The organism is Marinobacter sp. CA1 (assembly GCF_020546665.1).
In the GTDB taxonomy this organism is placed as follows: Bacteria; Pseudomonadota; Gammaproteobacteria; order Pseudomonadales; family Oleiphilaceae; genus Marinobacter; species Marinobacter xestospongiae.
The window spans coordinates 111,874-126,969 of the sequence record NZ_CP071785.1 but is presented as its reverse complement, the minus strand read 5'-3'; the positions used below and the strand labels follow the sequence as shown (position 1 = coordinate 126,969).

Genomic DNA, 15,096 nt, shown 5'->3' with positions numbered 1-15,096 from the left:
GGAGTAACCTGAAGGGATAACCACAACAAACCAAACCCGACCAGCCATACCGTGTTCCGCAAGCTCAAACTGAAAACCCGGATGATTCTCGCGCTGGGCCTGGTGGGCGCGCTGCAAACGCTGCTGATTGGCGGCTTTGCCGGCCACTACCTGAGCGATTCGCTGCACGATCAGATCGGCCAGCGCGCGCTGATGGTGGCCAAGACCGTCGCCGCCATGCCAGCGGTCATTTCCGGCGTTCGCAGCCGTGACCAGGCCCTGCTTAACCGCCTCAGTCGCCGGGTGGCGGCCACCAACGAAGCCCTGTTTATTGTCATCGGTGACCACAACGCCATTCGCCTGGCCCACCCCGACCCGGACCGCCTTGGTCATTCCATGGGCGACGACGACGGCGACTATGGCCAACAGGCACTGGTGGACGGCGAAGGCTACGTTGCCCTGGCCCGGGGCAGCCTGGGCTTCTCGATGCGGGGCAAGGCGCCGATTGTGGACCCGGCAAATGGCGAGATCGTTGGCATTGTCTCGGTGGGCTACGCCCTGGACCAGGTGCTGGCGACCATCCAGCGCTACCAGTGGGTGCTGTACGGGGTGATGGGGCTGATGCTGGTGGCCAGTGTGATCGCCGCGGTGATTATCGCCAGCCGCTTCAAGCGCGCCATTTTCGGCCTGGAGCCGGAAGAGATCGCCCGTCTGTTCGAGGAACGGGAAGCCACCCTGCAGTCGGTTCGTGAGGGCATCATCGCCATCGACCGTCACGGCCACATCACCACCTTTAACCGGACCGCCATCGACACCCTGGGGCTGAACCCGGAGCTTCCGCTGACCGGCCAGCCCATCAACCGGGTGCTACCGGAGAACAACCTGATGTCGGTGCTGGCCAGCGGCGAGCCGGATTTTGACGAGGAGGTGTGGTTCCAGGGCCAGCAGATGGTGGTCAACCGCCTGCCGGTACGCCAGGGCGATGACATCATCGGGGTGGTGTCCAGCTTCCGCCGTCGTGACGAGTTGGACCAGATCAGCCAGCAGCTCACCCGCATTCGCCAGTACGCCGACACCCTGCGCAGCCAGACCCACGAGTACTCCAACAAGCTGCACACCATCGCCGGGCTGATCCAGATCGACGCCCGCGATGAAGCCCTGGCGCTGATTGGCAGCGAGGTCAGCGACCATCAGGCGCTGATCCAGCTGCTGCTGGAGGCGGTGCCCGACCCGGTGATCGCCGGCTGCCTGCTGGGCAAATACAACCGCGCCCGGGAAATGGGGCTGCGACTGGAGATCGATCCGGAAAGCCAGATGGCCGACGTGCCCGACACCCTGCCCCGGGACCAGCTGGTGAGCGTGCTGGGCAACCTGATCGACAATGCCCTGGAGGCCACCCGCCAGCACCACGGCGCCGGTGGGACCGTCAGCCTGACCATGACCGATCTGGGCCATGATCTCATCTTCGAGGTGGACGATCAGGGGCCCGGCATCCCCGACGACCAGCAGCAACGCATCTTCGAGCGCGGGGTCTCCAGCAAGCCCAGCGAAGGCCATGGCATTGGCCTGTTCCTGGTGCGCCAGTTCGTCAACCGCTGGGGCGGCACCATCACCGTGGAAAACCGGCAGTCCGGCGGCAGCCGGTTTACACTGTATCTGCCCAAGCAGTCATCCACCCAGTCGCCGCCCCCGGAGACCCCGCCCTGATGCCCTACCGTCTGCTGATTGTTGAGGACGATGCCCAGATTGCCGAAATCCAGCGCCGGTTCCTGGACCGCATCGACCAGGTGGAGCTGTGTGGCATTGCCCACTCCCTGGCCGATGCCCACGACCAGATCGAGGTGCTGGCGCCGGACCTGATCCTGCTGGACGTGCACTTTCCCGACGGTAGCGGGCTGGATCTGTTGCGCCAGCTTCGGGCGGCGGACAGCGCCAGCGACGTGATTCTGATCACCGCCGCCAAGGAAGTGGACACCCTGCGCAGCGCCCTGCGGGGCGGGGTGTTCGACTACATCCTCAAGCCCCTGGTGTTTGAGCGGCTGGAAGAAGCCATTGCCAACTACCATCAGCACCGGCAACGACTGGAGGGGCTGAGCCGGGTGGCGCAGAAAGAGGTGGACCAGTTGCTGCCCCGGGCCGGCCAGGAGGGTGACAGCAGGCCCACACCACGCCTGCCCAAAGGCATCGACGCCCTCACCCTGGACAAGATTCGCGACGTGGTGGCCGGCGGTGACGACTGGAGCGCTGAGGCCGTCGGCCAGCAGATGGGCGCCTCCCGCACCACCGCCCGCCGCTACCTGGAGTACCTGGTCAGCAGCGGTGAATTGCAGGCGGAGGTGAGCTACGGCAGCGTCGGCCGACCGGAACGGCGCTATCGCAGCCAGCGTGAAAACCACGACAGCCCGGGCCAATAGCGTCGCAGCACGCCGATAGCGTTACTGATGGAAATCGTGATCTACTCCGGTATGTAATATCGCCACGTCGCGTTACCATGTCCAAACCCCGTACTCGCGGCAGCAACCCTTCACCCGGAGAGCAACGTGACCAGTATCCAGCAGGCCTTTGCCACCATCATCGAGGACTGCCACCCCGACGCCCTGGTCAGCTGCGGCGCCATCGCCACCAGCCTGGCGGACGCCTGGCAGCGTCAGCACGATGGCTGCCACCACTACCGCCTCGACAGCGCCCACCCCAACGACGGCTTCCCACTCCCGGGCACTGCCGACCTGGCCCTGGTCTGCGACACCCTGGAGCACCATCCCCAGACAACCGGTGAGCTGCTGTTAGGCCAACTGCGTAACTACGGCACCCATCGCATCGTGGTCGCGGCCGGTGACGATTGGCCCTTCCGTGTGTTCATCGCCCTGGGGTTCCAGCGCCAGGGCCTGGTCAATGACGGTGATCGGGAACTCACCCTGTACAGCTACAACCTCGACCACTACAACCCGCGCCGACGCTGGAACAATCCGGATCACTGGGCCAACCCCCACATGTGGGACAAAGCCCGCTGGTGAAGTAACACCGAGCACCAATAACAACAACAGGAGCCATCATGGACAGTGTAAAGACCACCCCTAAACTCAAACCCAGCACCATCCGCATAGGCCGGCGTTACCGTGCCAATCGCCTCGACGGGCCCTACGACGCCATCGTCATCGGCTCCGGCATTGGCGGGCTGACCACCGCCGCCTGCCTGTCCAAGGCGGGCAAGAAGGTGCTGGTGCTGGAGCAGCACTACACCGCCGGCGGCTATACCCACAGCTATGCCCGCAACGGCTACGAATGGGACGTGGGGGTGCACTACATCGGTGACATGGGCTCGCCCCACACCCTGGGCCGCAAGCTGTTTGATTACATCACCGACCATCAGCTGCGCTGGGCGCCGATGGACGACTGCTACGACCGTTTCTTCCTGGGTGACAAGGTGGTGAGCCTGCGCAGTGGCCGCGATGGTTTCCGGGACTCACTGGTCGAGGCATTCCCCGGCGAGGAACAGGCCATTGATCAGTACATTCGCCTGCTGGGCAAGGTCGCCGGCGGTATGCAGTGGTACACCCTGTTGAAACTGTCGCCGGGCGTGGTGGCACCCCTGCTGGGCAAGGGCCTCAGCAAGGTACTGCCGGACTGTTTCAACCGCACCACCTACGAGGTGCTGTCCGAGCTGACCAGCAACGAGGAGCTGATCGGCGCTTTGGCAGGTCAGTGGGGGGACTGCGGGGTACCCCCAAAACAGTCCAGCTTCATGATTCACGCGCTGATCGCCAAGCACTACATCCACGGTGGCTACTACCCGGTGGGCGGCGCCTCGGAGATGGCCAAGACCATCATTCCGGTGATCCAGCAGAGCGGTGGCGAGGTGTTCACCTACGCCGACGTGGCCGGGATTATGGTCTCCAAAGGCAAGACCACCGGCGTGCGGATGAGCGATGGTGAAAAAATTCACGCCCCCATCGTGATCAGCAATGCCGGTGTCATCAACACCTTCGAATCCCTGCTGCCGGCCGAGGCCGCCCGCCGCTGCGGCTATCCGCGCAAGCGCCGTCACATCGAACCCTCGATGCCCCACATCGGCCTCTATATTGGTGTGCGGGGCACCGCTGAGGAACTGGAGCTGCCGAAAACCAACTTCTGGGTCTACCCCAGCGCCCACCACGATGCCAATGTGGCGCGCTTCCTTGCCGATCCCGACAGCGAGTTTCCGGTGGTGTACATTTCCTTCCCGTCCGCCAAGGACCCGGACTACCAGAACCGCTGCCCTGGCACCGCCGCCATCGAAATCGTGGCCCCCTGTACCTACGAGCAGTTCGAGGCCTGGGAAGGCACGGTCTGGGGCAAACGCGGCGAAGACTATGAGGCCCGCAAGCACGCCATCACCGAACGGCTGATGCAGGTGCTGTACGACAAGCTGCCGCAGCTCCAGGGCCGGGTGGATTATGTCGAGACCTCGACGCCACTCTCCACCGCCTGGTTCTGCCGTTACGGCCGCGGGGAAATCTACGGTCTGGACCATACCCCGGAACGCTTCGACCAGAGCTGGCTACGCCCCAAGACCGCCATTGACGGGCTCTACCTCACCGGTCAGGACATCCTCACCTGTGGTGTGGTGGGGGCGATGATTGGCGGTCTGGTCACCACCCTGAGCATCCAGGGCTGGCGCGGCGCCGGTCTGGCCAAACGGATCTTTGTCGACAAGGGCGTGAGCGTCGACCACCAGGTGGTGTCCAGCCTGGCTTGAGGCGATCGTTACAGCCCTTCGATCACCGCCAGCGCGCGCCGGCAGCTGCCCAGGTAGCCGGCGCCAAACAGGTTGTAGTGGTTGAGGGCATGGTAGAGGTTGTAGATATCCCGTTTCACCGGGTAGGCGCCGGTCCGGGCCCAGGCCTGATCATAGGCGTGGTAGAAGCTGGCCGGAAAGCCGCCGAAGAACTCGGTCATCGCCAGGTCCGCCTCACGGTCGCCATAGTAGACCGCCGGATCGATCAGCCAGGCCGCGGTGGCGTCACACAGCACATTGCCGGACCAGAGATCGCCGTGCAGCAGGCTGGGTTGCGGGCAGTGGTCGTTGAGGAACGCCCGCAGTCGGTCACGCTGGCGGCGGATCACCGCCTCAAACTCCGCCTTCACCGCCGCCTCGGTAATACGGGCCAACTGGTCGCCAAGGCGACGATCGAGAAAGAACCGCCCCCACTCCCGGTCCGGGTCGTTGCGCTGGGGCGCCAGGCCAATGTAGTTGTCGTGATCCAGACCATAGTAGGGCTGGCGCAGCCGGTGCATCCCGGCCAGGTCCCGACCCAGTTCCGCCATCTGCGTCTCCGATCCGGGGCCGGCGTCGATACGGTCAAGCAATAGCGAGTGCTGATCCACCCGGTGCACCACCGGAATCCGTACCCGGGCATCCGGCACCCCGGCCAAGGCCTGACGCAACCGTTCCAGACCTTCGGCCTCCACCTGCAGGGCGTTGTCGTAGGTCGTCTGGTTCGCCTTTCGGTGCAGTGACATCGTTCCTCCAATGCAATACTCTGCCGGCAACCGTTGGCGATCAACGCCACCTGACACTCTGGAGTCCGCCGTGTCGCCCATCGACCCCATCAATCCCAGGAAAGCCCGCCAGCAGCTGGACCGGGAAGCCGCCCAAGTTGGCGCCGCCGACCTCGACCACCTGCTGACCCGGCAACAGGCCATTGAGAAAAAGCTCAGGCAGAGCGGCAAGCTGGCCCGCTTCGGCACCGACATCCGACTGATGTTTGCCATGGTACGGGACTACGTGCGGGGGGACTATCGTGCGGTGCCCTGGAAAACCATCGCCGCGGTCGCCGGCGCCCTGCTCTACGTGCTTAACCCGCTGGATCTGGTGCCGGACCTGATCCTCGGCTTCGGCCTGCTGGACGACGCCACCGTGGTGGCGGCCTGCCTCAAACTGGTGGAAACCGACCTTCACCGCTACGCCGCCTGGCGTGAGCTGCGCGACGAGCAGCCGCAATGACCGACGTCACCCTGCTGCAGATCGTACTGGCCAACCTCGCGGTGGCAGCCGGCGCCTGCCTGCAGGGCGTCGCCGGCTATGGCATCGGCACCCTGTCGGCGCCGTTGCTGTTCCTGATCAGCCCGCTGTTTGTGCCCGGCCCGCTGACCCTCAATGCCATGGTGCTGACGGTGCTGTTGCTGCTGCGCAACCGCGCCAATCTCAGTTTCCGCGAAGTCCGCTTCGCCATCGGCGGCGATGTGGTGGGCACCCTGCTGGCAGCGGGCACCCTGGTGGTGCTGTCGGCGGATGGCTTCGAGCTGGCCTTTGGTCTGCTGATCCTCACCGCCGTCGGGCTCAGTGTCGCCGGTCTGCGACCACCGCTGTCGCCCCGTAGCAGCGTGCTGGCTGGTGCGGCGTCGGGCTACATGGGCACCATCACTGCCGTCGGCGGCCCGCCCATCGCGCTGATCTACCAGAACGAGTCCGGGCCGCTGGTGCGGGCCAACCTGTCGGCGTTCTTCCTGTTCGCTTCGTCCGCCAGCATCGTCGCCCTGGTGTTGTCCGGGTATATCCAGACCCGGGAACTGATGCTGTTTGCCGTTACCGTGCCGGGAGTGTTTGCCGGCTACCTGTTGTCCGGGGTGCTGGTACACCGCATTCCCTTTGCCGCGCTACGCCCGGTAATCCTGGGGATTGCCGCCATTGCCGGCGTTGCCGCCGTGGTTCGCGGGCTCAGCTGAAACGAGGCTCGCCAGGCCACACTTCCACCAAAAGGCGACGCCCGGTCGTTGCGGCCTGGCCGGCGGCGCACTATCCTTGCTCTGTCCCTGTGTTTCCAACCTTGGAGTTGTCGTGGATTTCGCCACCCTTATTGGCCTGGTCGGGGCCATCCTGCTTATCGCCTCTGCCATCATTCTCGGGGTTTCCCCGGGCGTGTTCATCAATGGCGCGTCACTGCTGATTGTGGTAGGCGGCAGCCTGCTGGTGGTGCTGGCAAAGTTCAGCTTTGGCCAGTTCCTCGGTGCCTTCAAGGTGGCGGCCCGGGCCTTCAAGTTCAAACTGCCAGATACTGAAGAAAGCATCGACGAAATCATCGAGATCGCCCAGGTGGCCCGCAAGGAAGGGGTTTTGGGGCTGGAAGGCCGAGAGGTCAGCTCGCCGTTCCTGCAACAGGGCATCCAGATGCTGGTGGACGGCCAGACCGCCGACACCATCAAGGAGCTGCTGTCCAAGGAACGGCTGATGACGCTGGATCACAATCGCTCCGGTGCCAAGGTGTTCACCGCTCTGGGAGATGTCGCTCCCGCAATGGGGATGATTGGTACCCTGGTCGGTCTGGTGCAGATGCTCTCCAACATGGAAGACCCAAAATCCATCGGCCCGGCGATGGCGGTGGCGCTGCTCACCACCCTCTACGGTGCCATGATCGCCACCATGATCGCCGGCCCGATCGCTGACAAGCTGACCCTGCGGATGACTGAAGAGGCCCGCATGCAGTCGCTGTACATCGACGCCCTGGTGGCGATTCAGGAAGGCAAGAACCCCCGCATCATTGAGCAGCTGCTGACCAGCTACCTGCCCCCCAACAAACGCGACCGCAATGGCAACGGCGCTGAGCAGGCTGCCGGGTAGGAACCATGGACGAACTACCGGAAGAGGAAAAACCGGGCATCCCGGCGTGGGTGGTTACCTTCGCCGACTTGATGTCGCTGCTGATGTGCTTCTTCGTGCTGCTGCTGTCGTTCTCCGAGATCGACGCCCAGAAGTTCAAGCAGATCGCCGGTGAACTGGCCAAAGCCTTCGGCGTACAGCGGGATGTGCCGGCCCTGGAGGTTCCTATGGGAACCAGTCCGGTGTTCGACACCTTCTCCCCGGCTCCCCCGGAACCGACTTTGGTGAACGAAGTCAAACAGACCACCTCGGAGCAGGACCCGCAGCTGGCAACCCTGCGTAGCCAGATCCAGCAGCAGATCGACGATCAGATCGAACAGCAGATGTCGGAGACCACCGCCCAGGTTGCCGAGGTACTGGACGACGCCATCCGTGACGGCCGCGTGCAACTGGCAGAGGATCAGGACCAGCATCGCATCATCATCCGCATTGAGGAGCGGGGCTCGTTCCCGTCAGGCTCAGCGGAGCTGACCTGGGAATTCGAGGGCCTGCTGCTGGACATGGCGGAGGTGTTCGCCGACATTCCCGGCAAGCTCACCATCGAAGGCCACACCGATAACGTGCCCATCAACAGTGCCCGCTTCCAGAGCAACTGGGACCTGTCGGCGGTGCGGGCCGCCACCGTCGCCAATGTGCTGCTGGAAAGCGGCGCGGTGGAACAGGAGCGGCTGGTGGTTAAGGGCCTCGCCGCCACCCAGCCGCGGGCCGCCAACGACAGCCCGGAGAACCGGGCGCTGAACCGGCGGGTGGAGATCATCATCGACCTGTCCGGGCCGATGCGGGAGGAGGAAGCCCGTCTGCGGGAACTGATCGAAAGCGGCGACACCGGCCTGCTGATACCCGACATGGAATCGATCTCGCCGACCGACAGTGAGCAGCCCCGGCCCCAACCGGCGCCCCAGACAACCATGCCAGCCCCGGCGCCTGAACCGGCCCAAACGTCACCTGAACCGGCGGCAGAACCCAATCAGGACACCGAGCCCGCGGACAACAACGACTTTACCTGGTAACCCTGCGTACGGGTTCGCACCCACCGGGCTCGCACCAGCCCGCCAAGCTCGCACCAAGAGAGAGCCCTGGCGTGACATTTCGCACCGGACCGCACCAGTCCGGTGCAGATTACGCGAGTCTCCACACTCGAATATTCCAGCTTGCCCCATTGTTTGGCGTTAACCACCGCTTCTGCCGCTAAATGCGCCAAACTGGAACACTAATTGCTGGCAACTCTCCACGTTGATTCCAAAAAATGCCTGTCAAACGGGCAACCTATAACTTCAGGAGCGATCACACGTGGATATCACCAGCGCAGTGCACACGCTGACCGCCAGTGCCAACACCCTGTTCATTCTCATCGGCGCCATTATGGTGCTGGCCATGCATGCCGGCTTTGCCTTCCTTGAGGTCGGCACCGTCCGTCACAAGAACCAGGTCAATGCCCTGGTCAAGATCATGACCGACTTCGGCATCTCCGCCGTGGTCTACTTTTTTATCGGCTACTACGTCGCTTACGGCAATCACTTCATGGCCAGCGCCAGCGAGCTGACCGCAGGCAACGGCTATGATCTGGTGAAGTTTTTCTTCCTGATGACCTTCGCCGCCGCCATTCCCGCCATTGTCTCCGGCGGTATTGCCGAACGCGCCCGCTTCTACCCCATGCTGATCGCCTCCGGGCTGATCGTGGGGCTGGTCTACCCGTTCTTCGAGGGTCTGATCTGGAACGGCAACTACGGCTTCCAGGCCTGGCTGGAGGCCCAGTTTGGTGCAGGCTTCCACGACTTTGCCGGCTCGGTGGTGGTGCACGGCGTCGGTGGCTGGATCGCTTTGGCCGCCGTACTGTTGCTGGGCGCCCGTAACGGTCGCTACCGCAATGGCCGGGTGGTGGCGTTCGCACCGTCCAACATTCCGTTCCTGGCGCTGGGGGCCTGGATTCTCACCGTTGGCTGGTTCGGCTTCAACGTCATGTCCGCCCAGACCCTGGACGGCATCAGCGGCCTGGTGGCGGTCAACAGCCTGATGGCCATGGTGGGTGGCGTGCTGGTGTCGATGCTGCTGGGCCGCAAGGACCCGGGCTTTATCCACAACGGCCCGCTGGCCGGCCTGGTGGCGGTCTGCGCCGGCTCGGACCTGATGCATCCGGTGGGCGCCCTGGTCACCGGTGGCATTGCCGGTGCCCTGTTTGTTTACCTGTTTGAGTGGGCCCAGGCCAAGATCGAGCGCCTGGACGACGTGCTGGGGGTTTGGCCGCTGCACGGCATCTGCGGGGTCTGGGGTGGCATCGCCGCCGGCATCTTCGGCCAGCAGGCCCTCGGCGGCCTTGGCGGGGTCAGCCTGATGGCACAGATCGTCGGCTCTCTCGCCGGTGTCGCCATCGCTTTGGCCGGTGGCCTGATCGTCTACGGCGCCATACAGGCGATCTCCGGACTGCGCCTGAGCGAGGAAGAAGAGTTCAACGGCGCCGATGTCAGCATTCACCGCATCGGCGCCACCTCAATGGAATGATCTCCGGCCGTGGCGGCGTTACTCCGTCACGGCCGCCGGCCCTCCCCGGCGCTGCTGACGCCACACCCGGAACTGCTCCAGGTAGGACAGCAGCGCTGGAATCACCACCAGCACCAGCAGGGTCGACAGCCCCAGGCCGAAGGCGATGGAGGTCGCCATGGGAATCAGGAACTGGGCCTGCAGTGACGTTTCGAACAACAATGGCAACAGGCCGCCAATGGTGGTCAGCGAAGTCAGCACCACCGCCCGTACCCGCTGCACCACCGCCTCGTTGAGCGCATCCAGGATGGTCAGTCCCTTTGCCCGTTGCTGGTTGTAGAAGGTCACCAGAATGATGGCGTTATTGACCACGATGCCCGACAGCCCAAACAACCCGAACAGCGACAGAATGGTGAGCTGAAGCCCCATGAACCAGTGGCCCAGCAGCGCCCCCACCAACGCAAACGGGATGATTGCCATCACGATCAGCGGCAGGCTCCAGGACGCAAACACCCACACCAGCACCACATACATCAGCCCCAGACCGATCACCAGGCCGGTGCGCATGTCCGCAAGCGTCTCGCGCTGGTCCGCCAGCCGTCCCTCAAAGCTGTAACGCAGGTTGTAGCGGCTGGCCAGCTCCGGCAACACCGTTTCCTCCAGACTTTCCTTGGCCTGGTCGGCGGTGCTGATGCGGGTGTCCAGCGAGGCACCCACCTCCACCGCCAACTGACCATCGGCGTGGCGCAGGGCCTGGAAGCCCTGACGATGATCCAGTGTCATGACCTGGTCGAGGGGCACGAATCGTCCATCCGGCACCCGCACCGTCAGCCGCGACAGCGTCGCCAGTTGTTCACGCTGGTCCCGTGGCAGCTGCACCCGCACCTCAATCTCGTCGCGACCGTCCTGGTAGACCTGGGCAATGCGGCCGTCGAAGGCCGCCCGCAACTGCCGCCCCAGGCTTTCGGTGGTCAGTCCCAGGGCATCACCGAACGGATTGACCGCGTAGATCAGCTGCTCCCGCCCCCAGGGCATGTCGTCGCCGCTGTCCAGCACCCCGGGCAGCCCTCGAATGGCCTCGTTCAACGCTTCCGCAGCCTGTTTCAGCTCACCGGCGTTGTCACCGGTGAGTCGAACCGCCAGATCCTTGCCCGGTGGACCGGCATTGCGGGCCTCCAGATTGAGGCTCTCCAGCCCCGCCGGCAGCGTCAGCCGTGACTGCCAGGCACGGATGAATTCGGGGTTGCGGACGCTGCGCTGGTCCGAGGGCACCAGCTCCACCATGATCCCGCCAACCTCATCACCCTGACGACTGCCGCCCTCCGCCGCCAGGGTCTGACCGTGGTTGGTAACGGCGTGCAGGATCAGATTGCCGCCCAGGGCCTGTTCGGTGTCGTTGAGAGTCGCCTCCATCTCGGCGAGGAAGCGGTCCACCGTCGCCCGACTGGTGCCGGTAACGAAGCTGGCGTTGGCATAGAAGATCGACGGCTCCGGCGACGGGAAAAAGTTGAACGGCAGCCGCCCGCCTACCAGCAGCCCGACGGTGAACAGCCCCAGCGCCAGCGCGCCGCACAGGGTGGCGCCACGGTAATGCAGGGTGAACCGGGAAAACCGCCGGAACGGCCCTTCGCGGAAACGCTCGAAGCCCTGCTCAAAGCGGTCCCGCAGCCGTGCCACCGGCGACGGTCGCCGCCTCGGGGTCTGATCGGCCGGCACAAAGGCGTGGCGCAGATGCGCGGGCAGCACAATGAAACACTCCACCAGCGACGCCGCCAGCACACAGATCATCACCAGCGGGATGTCCTGCAGGATGTTGCCTATGATGCCCCCCACCACCAGCAACGGCATGAACGCCGCCACCGTGGTCAGCGACGACGCCAGCACCGGCCATACCATGCGCCGGGCGGCGCCTTCGGAGGCATGCATCGAGCCCTCCCCCATGCGGGCGTGGGCATCGGCATCCTCCCCCACCACGATGGCGTCATCCACAATCACCCCCAGCGCCATGATCAGCGCAAACAGCGAAATCATGTTGATGGAGCCACCGATCAGCCACAGCACGATCATCGACGCCAGAAACGCGGTGGGGATACCGACGGCCACCCACCAGGCCACCCGCCCCGGCAGGAACAGGTACAACAGCAGGATCACCAGCACCAGGCCGCCCAGACCATTGTTGATCAGCAGCGAAATGCGGTCGTCGATCAGTTGCCAGGACTCGTCGTACACCTCCAGTTGTACCGTCGGTGGCAGCATCGGACGGGTACGTTCCAGCCAGCGCGCCAGGGCCTCGGCCGCCTTCAGCGAGTCGCCATCTTCCGAGCGGCTGAGCAACAGTTCCACCGCGGGTTGGCCATCGCGGCTCAGCGCCACCTGACCGGTCCTGGCTTCCTGACGGATGATTGCCACGTCCCCCAGGGTTATGCGCACCCGGTCACTGCTGACCAGCGGCACGGCAGCAAAGGCGTCCGGGGTTCGCCGCTGTTCCACCGAACGCAGTTCGCGGGTGGCGTCCTGCTGGCCCAGCAATCCCGCCGGCAGGTCCCGCGACACCGAGCGCACCCGGTCGGCAATCTGGTCCAGCGACAGACCCAGGCCGTCCAGCTCGGCCGCCGGGATCTCGATGCTGACTTGCAGCTCCGGCAGGCCTTTCAGGTCCACCCGGTCGATGCCGGCGTCCAGCAGTTCGTTCTCAAAACGGTAGGCCAGCGCCCGCCGCTCGTCGTCGGTGAGGTCGCCGAACACCAGCAGCCGCGCGACCGGGTCATACCGCTCGATCCGGGCCACCTGGGGCTCCTCGGCATCCACCGGCAGGTTGGTGAACTCGTCCACCCGCTGACGGACATCGTCCAGTGCCTGGATCGGATCGGTGCCCTCGTGGAATTCCAGGGAGATGTTGCTGATGCCCTGGGCCGAGGTGGAGGTCATTTTCTTCAGCCCCTCCAGATTGCGCAGCCGCTGCTCCAGGGGATCGGTAATGCCCTGCTCCACGTCCTCGGCGGACGCCCCGCTCCAGGGCACCCGCACACTGACGATGTCGAGGGCAAAGGTGGGGAAGAACTGGATGTTCATCCTGCTCATCGCCAGCACGCCGCCGAGCAGCATCACCAGCATCACCAGGTTGGCGGCGACCCGGTGGTGAACGAAGAAACCGATGACACCCCGTCGATTGGCCATCAGCTATCCGCCCCCTTGACCACGTCCACCCGCAGGCCGTTGACGGCGTTTGGCAGGTGGGTCACCACCAGTTGCTGGCCCGCCGCCAGCTCGGGTGAGGCAATCAGGGTCCAGGGGCGTGACCGGCCCTGGCGCAGCTCACCCAGGCGGGTAACGGCGATTCGCTGCATGCGCCCCTGGTCATTGACCACGTAGACACTGTCGTTGCCATAGAGCGCACTGAAGGGGACTGCCACGGCGTCGGTCACGGCGGGACGCTGCAGAATCACCGGCACCATGGCACCGGGACGCAGACCATCGGCGCGGCCCTGCAGCCGAAAGATGGCCTCGGTGCCGGTGGGGTCGCTCTGGCCGGCAAAGCGCACCAGGCGGAAGCGGGCATTGCCCTCCACTGCCTTCGCCTGCAACGGAGTGTCTTCGGCCAGTGCCGCTGCCAGCTCCTGGCGATAGCCCTGGGGAACGCGGGCCCGCAACTCCAGGCCCTCGTCGGGGTACACCGTCAGCAACGCCTGGTAGCGATTGACCTGATCCCCCGGTGCCACCTGCAGGTTGGTGACCCGACCGTCGAACGGCGCCACCACCTCACTGCGCTGCAGGTCCCGCTGTACCGAACTGAGGCGGGCGCTCGCCCGTTGCAGTTGCGCCTGCAACCGCTGCAGCCGGCTGGGATGGTCGTCCAGTGCCTGCTGACGCGCCACCAGCGCCAACCGGGCTCGGGCCAGCGCATCGGTGGCGGCCTCCAGCTGATCCCGGGACGCCAGATTGCGCTCCACCAGGGTGGCGATCCGCGACAACTGACGTTCGGCGTTGGCGACGATGTCCTGCTCACTCTCCAGCGCGGCCTGATCAGCCCGGTGACGGACCCGCTCCGAGGTCAGTTGCGCCCGGCTGTCGGCGACATCGGCCTCGGCGTCCGCCAGCAGCGGCTGCAGGTCGGCATCCGCCAGCCGCAGCAGTACCTGCCCGCGCCGGACTGCTTCACCCTCCTGCACCGGGCGTTCCGCCACCACCGCCGCCACCGGCGCTGACAGGGTAACCTGCTGGGGAGCGGTCAGTTGACCGTAGAGCGACAGCTCCGGCTGATGGCGGGCGGGACGCACGGTCTGGGTTTCAACCCGCCAGCTGCGCTCCTCGGCCTTGACCTCGACAGGTTCCGGCCGGGTGTACTTGAGCAGTAGAAAGCCGGCAATACCCAGGGCCAGGATGGCGAGGGCGATCAGACGTCGTCGCATGGGGACTCCTTGAAATCCAGTGGAGCCACGGCCGGCCCCTTCAGCTTTGGAAAACAGCACGTCGTTATTTGCAGCCGAGTGATCGGGCGACCCGACAGATGGATGTTAGACTGAACGTATTTTGTTGCCAGAAAGAATCCAGTGCCGTGCTCCAGGTCATATTGATCAACAGCTTGATTGTCGTCATCGTAGTCGCCGTGCACTACGAGTTCCTGCACGAAATGGGCCGCCTGCTGCCCCGATTTGGTGAACATTTTCACCGCGAGCGCATTTCCCTGGCGGTGCTCGGTACCCTGGTGGCCCACGCCGTCGAGGTGTGGATCTTCGCTGGCGCCTACTACCTGATGCACCACGCCGATACCTGGGGTCACCTGACCGGCAACTTCAGCGGTACCCTGATGGACTGCGCCTACTTTTCCTTCACCACCTTCACCACCCTCGGCTTCGGCGACATCGAGCCGTTCGGCCACATCCGCTACCTCACCGGCATCGAAGCGCTGACCGGCCTGATCCTGATCACCTGGAGCGCCTCGTTCCTGTTCGTGGAGATGCAACGCAACTGGCCATCGCGCTGATGCGCCAGCACAGCTTGCC

General features: G+C 64.7%; 13 protein-coding genes. 10 read left to right on the top strand and 3 right to left on the bottom strand.

Going from position 1 to position 15,096, the window contains the following annotated elements; all coding sequences use genetic code 11:
- Nucleotides 1-81: 81 nt before the first annotated feature.
- The 4 genes from J2887_RS00560 to J2887_RS00545 all read left to right on the top strand — a co-directional run bounded on the left by J2887_RS00560 (nt 82) and on the right by J2887_RS00545 (nt 4,714).
- Nucleotides 82-1,686, top strand: a complete 1,605-nt coding sequence (locus J2887_RS00560) for an ATP-binding protein (RefSeq protein WP_227176016.1) — start codon at nt 82-84, stop codon at nt 1,684-1,686.
- Entirely contained in the window at nt 1,683-2,393 is a 711-nt protein-coding gene (locus J2887_RS00555) for a response regulator (RefSeq protein WP_227176015.1), read from the top strand. Before J2887_RS00560 ends, J2887_RS00555 begins: the two co-directional genes overlap by 4 nt.
- A gap of 126 nt (nt 2,394-2,519) precedes the next feature.
- On the top strand, nt 2,520-2,993 hold the full coding sequence (locus J2887_RS00550; RefSeq protein ID WP_227173356.1) for a DUF6231 family protein: 474 nt from the start codon (nt 2,520-2,522) through the stop codon (nt 2,991-2,993).
- 38 nt (nt 2,994-3,031) lie between these two features.
- Nucleotides 3,032-4,714 carry a phytoene desaturase family protein gene (locus tag J2887_RS00545; RefSeq protein ID WP_227173355.1) on the top strand — a complete coding sequence of 561 codons (1,683 nt, stop codon included), beginning with the start codon at nt 3,032-3,034 and terminating at the stop codon, nt 4,712-4,714.
- 8 nt (nt 4,715-4,722) lie between these two features.
- Here the strand turns inward: J2887_RS00545 and J2887_RS00540 are convergent, their stop codons facing one another.
- Nucleotides 4,723-5,478, bottom strand: coding sequence for a fructosamine kinase family protein (locus tag J2887_RS00540; protein ID WP_227173353.1), 756 nt, complete (start codon nt 5,476-5,478; stop codon nt 4,723-4,725).
- 79 nt (nt 5,479-5,557) lie between these two features.
- Here J2887_RS00540 and J2887_RS00535 point away from each other — a divergent pair, with 79 nt between their 5' ends.
- The 5 genes from J2887_RS00535 to J2887_RS00515 all read left to right on the top strand — a co-directional run bounded on the left by J2887_RS00535 (nt 5,558) and on the right by J2887_RS00515 (nt 10,114).
- Nucleotides 5,558-5,962, top strand: coding sequence for a YkvA family protein (locus J2887_RS00535; protein WP_227176014.1), 405 nt, complete (start codon nt 5,558-5,560; stop codon nt 5,960-5,962).
- Nucleotides 5,959-6,684: a sulfite exporter TauE/SafE family protein gene (locus tag J2887_RS00530; protein WP_227173351.1), complete on the top strand. Its 726-nt coding sequence runs from the start codon at nt 5,959-5,961 to the stop codon at nt 6,682-6,684. The genes J2887_RS00535 and J2887_RS00530 overlap by 4 nt, the downstream gene beginning before the upstream one ends.
- Before the next feature lie 112 nt (nt 6,685-6,796).
- A complete protein-coding gene (gene pomA, locus J2887_RS00525) occupies nt 6,797-7,576 on the top strand; it encodes a flagellar motor protein PomA (protein WP_227173349.1) in 780 nt (259 codons plus the stop codon).
- 5 nt (nt 7,577-7,581) lie between these two features.
- On the top strand, nt 7,582-8,625 hold the full coding sequence (locus tag J2887_RS00520; RefSeq protein WP_227173348.1) for a MotB family protein: 1,044 nt from the start codon (nt 7,582-7,584) through the stop codon (nt 8,623-8,625).
- A 280-nt stretch (nt 8,626-8,905) separates the two neighbouring features.
- Complete coding sequence (locus tag J2887_RS00515; protein ID WP_227173347.1) at nt 8,906-10,114, top strand: ammonium transporter; 1,209 nt, start codon at nt 8,906-8,908, stop codon at nt 10,112-10,114.
- An 18-nt stretch (nt 10,115-10,132) separates the two neighbouring features.
- On the opposite strand, the gene J2887_RS00510 is transcribed toward J2887_RS00515, so the two are convergent.
- A complete protein-coding gene (locus J2887_RS00510; RefSeq protein ID WP_227173346.1) occupies nt 10,133-13,270 on the bottom strand; it encodes an efflux RND transporter permease subunit in 3,138 nt (1,045 codons plus the stop codon).
- Nucleotides 13,270-14,502 carry an efflux RND transporter periplasmic adaptor subunit gene (locus tag J2887_RS00505; protein WP_227173344.1) on the bottom strand — a complete coding sequence of 411 codons (1,233 nt, stop codon included), beginning with the start codon at nt 14,500-14,502 and terminating at the stop codon, nt 13,270-13,272. Before J2887_RS00505 ends, J2887_RS00510 begins: the two co-directional genes overlap by 1 nt.
- Before the next feature lie 146 nt (nt 14,503-14,648).
- Between J2887_RS00505 and J2887_RS00500 the strand changes: the two genes are divergently transcribed.
- On the top strand, nt 14,649-15,077 hold the full coding sequence (locus J2887_RS00500) for a potassium channel family protein (protein ID WP_227173342.1): 429 nt from the start codon (nt 14,649-14,651) through the stop codon (nt 15,075-15,077).
- The last annotated feature ends 19 nt before the right edge of the window (nt 15,078-15,096 follow it).

Coding starts and splice junctions, on each gene's coding strand:
- J2887_RS00560 (WP_227176016.1), top strand. CDS start 82: ATGATTCTCGCGCTGGGCCTGGTGGGCGCGCTGCAAACGCTGCTGATT.
- J2887_RS00545 (WP_227173355.1), top strand. CDS start 3,032: ATGGACAGTGTAAAGACCACCCCTAAACTCAAACCCAGCACCATCCGC.
- J2887_RS00540 (WP_227173353.1), bottom strand. CDS start 5,478: ATGTCACTGCACCGAAAGGCGAACCAGACGACCTACGACAACGCCCTG.
- J2887_RS00530 (WP_227173351.1), top strand. CDS start 5,959: ATGACCGACGTCACCCTGCTGCAGATCGTACTGGCCAACCTCGCGGTG.
- J2887_RS00520 (WP_227173348.1), top strand. CDS start 7,582: ATGGACGAACTACCGGAAGAGGAAAAACCGGGCATCCCGGCGTGGGTG.
- J2887_RS00510 (WP_227173346.1), bottom strand. CDS start 13,270: ATGGCCAATCGACGGGGTGTCATCGGTTTCTTCGTTCACCACCGGGTC.
- J2887_RS00505 (WP_227173344.1), bottom strand. CDS start 14,502: ATGCGACGACGTCTGATCGCCCTCGCCATCCTGGCCCTGGGTATTGCC.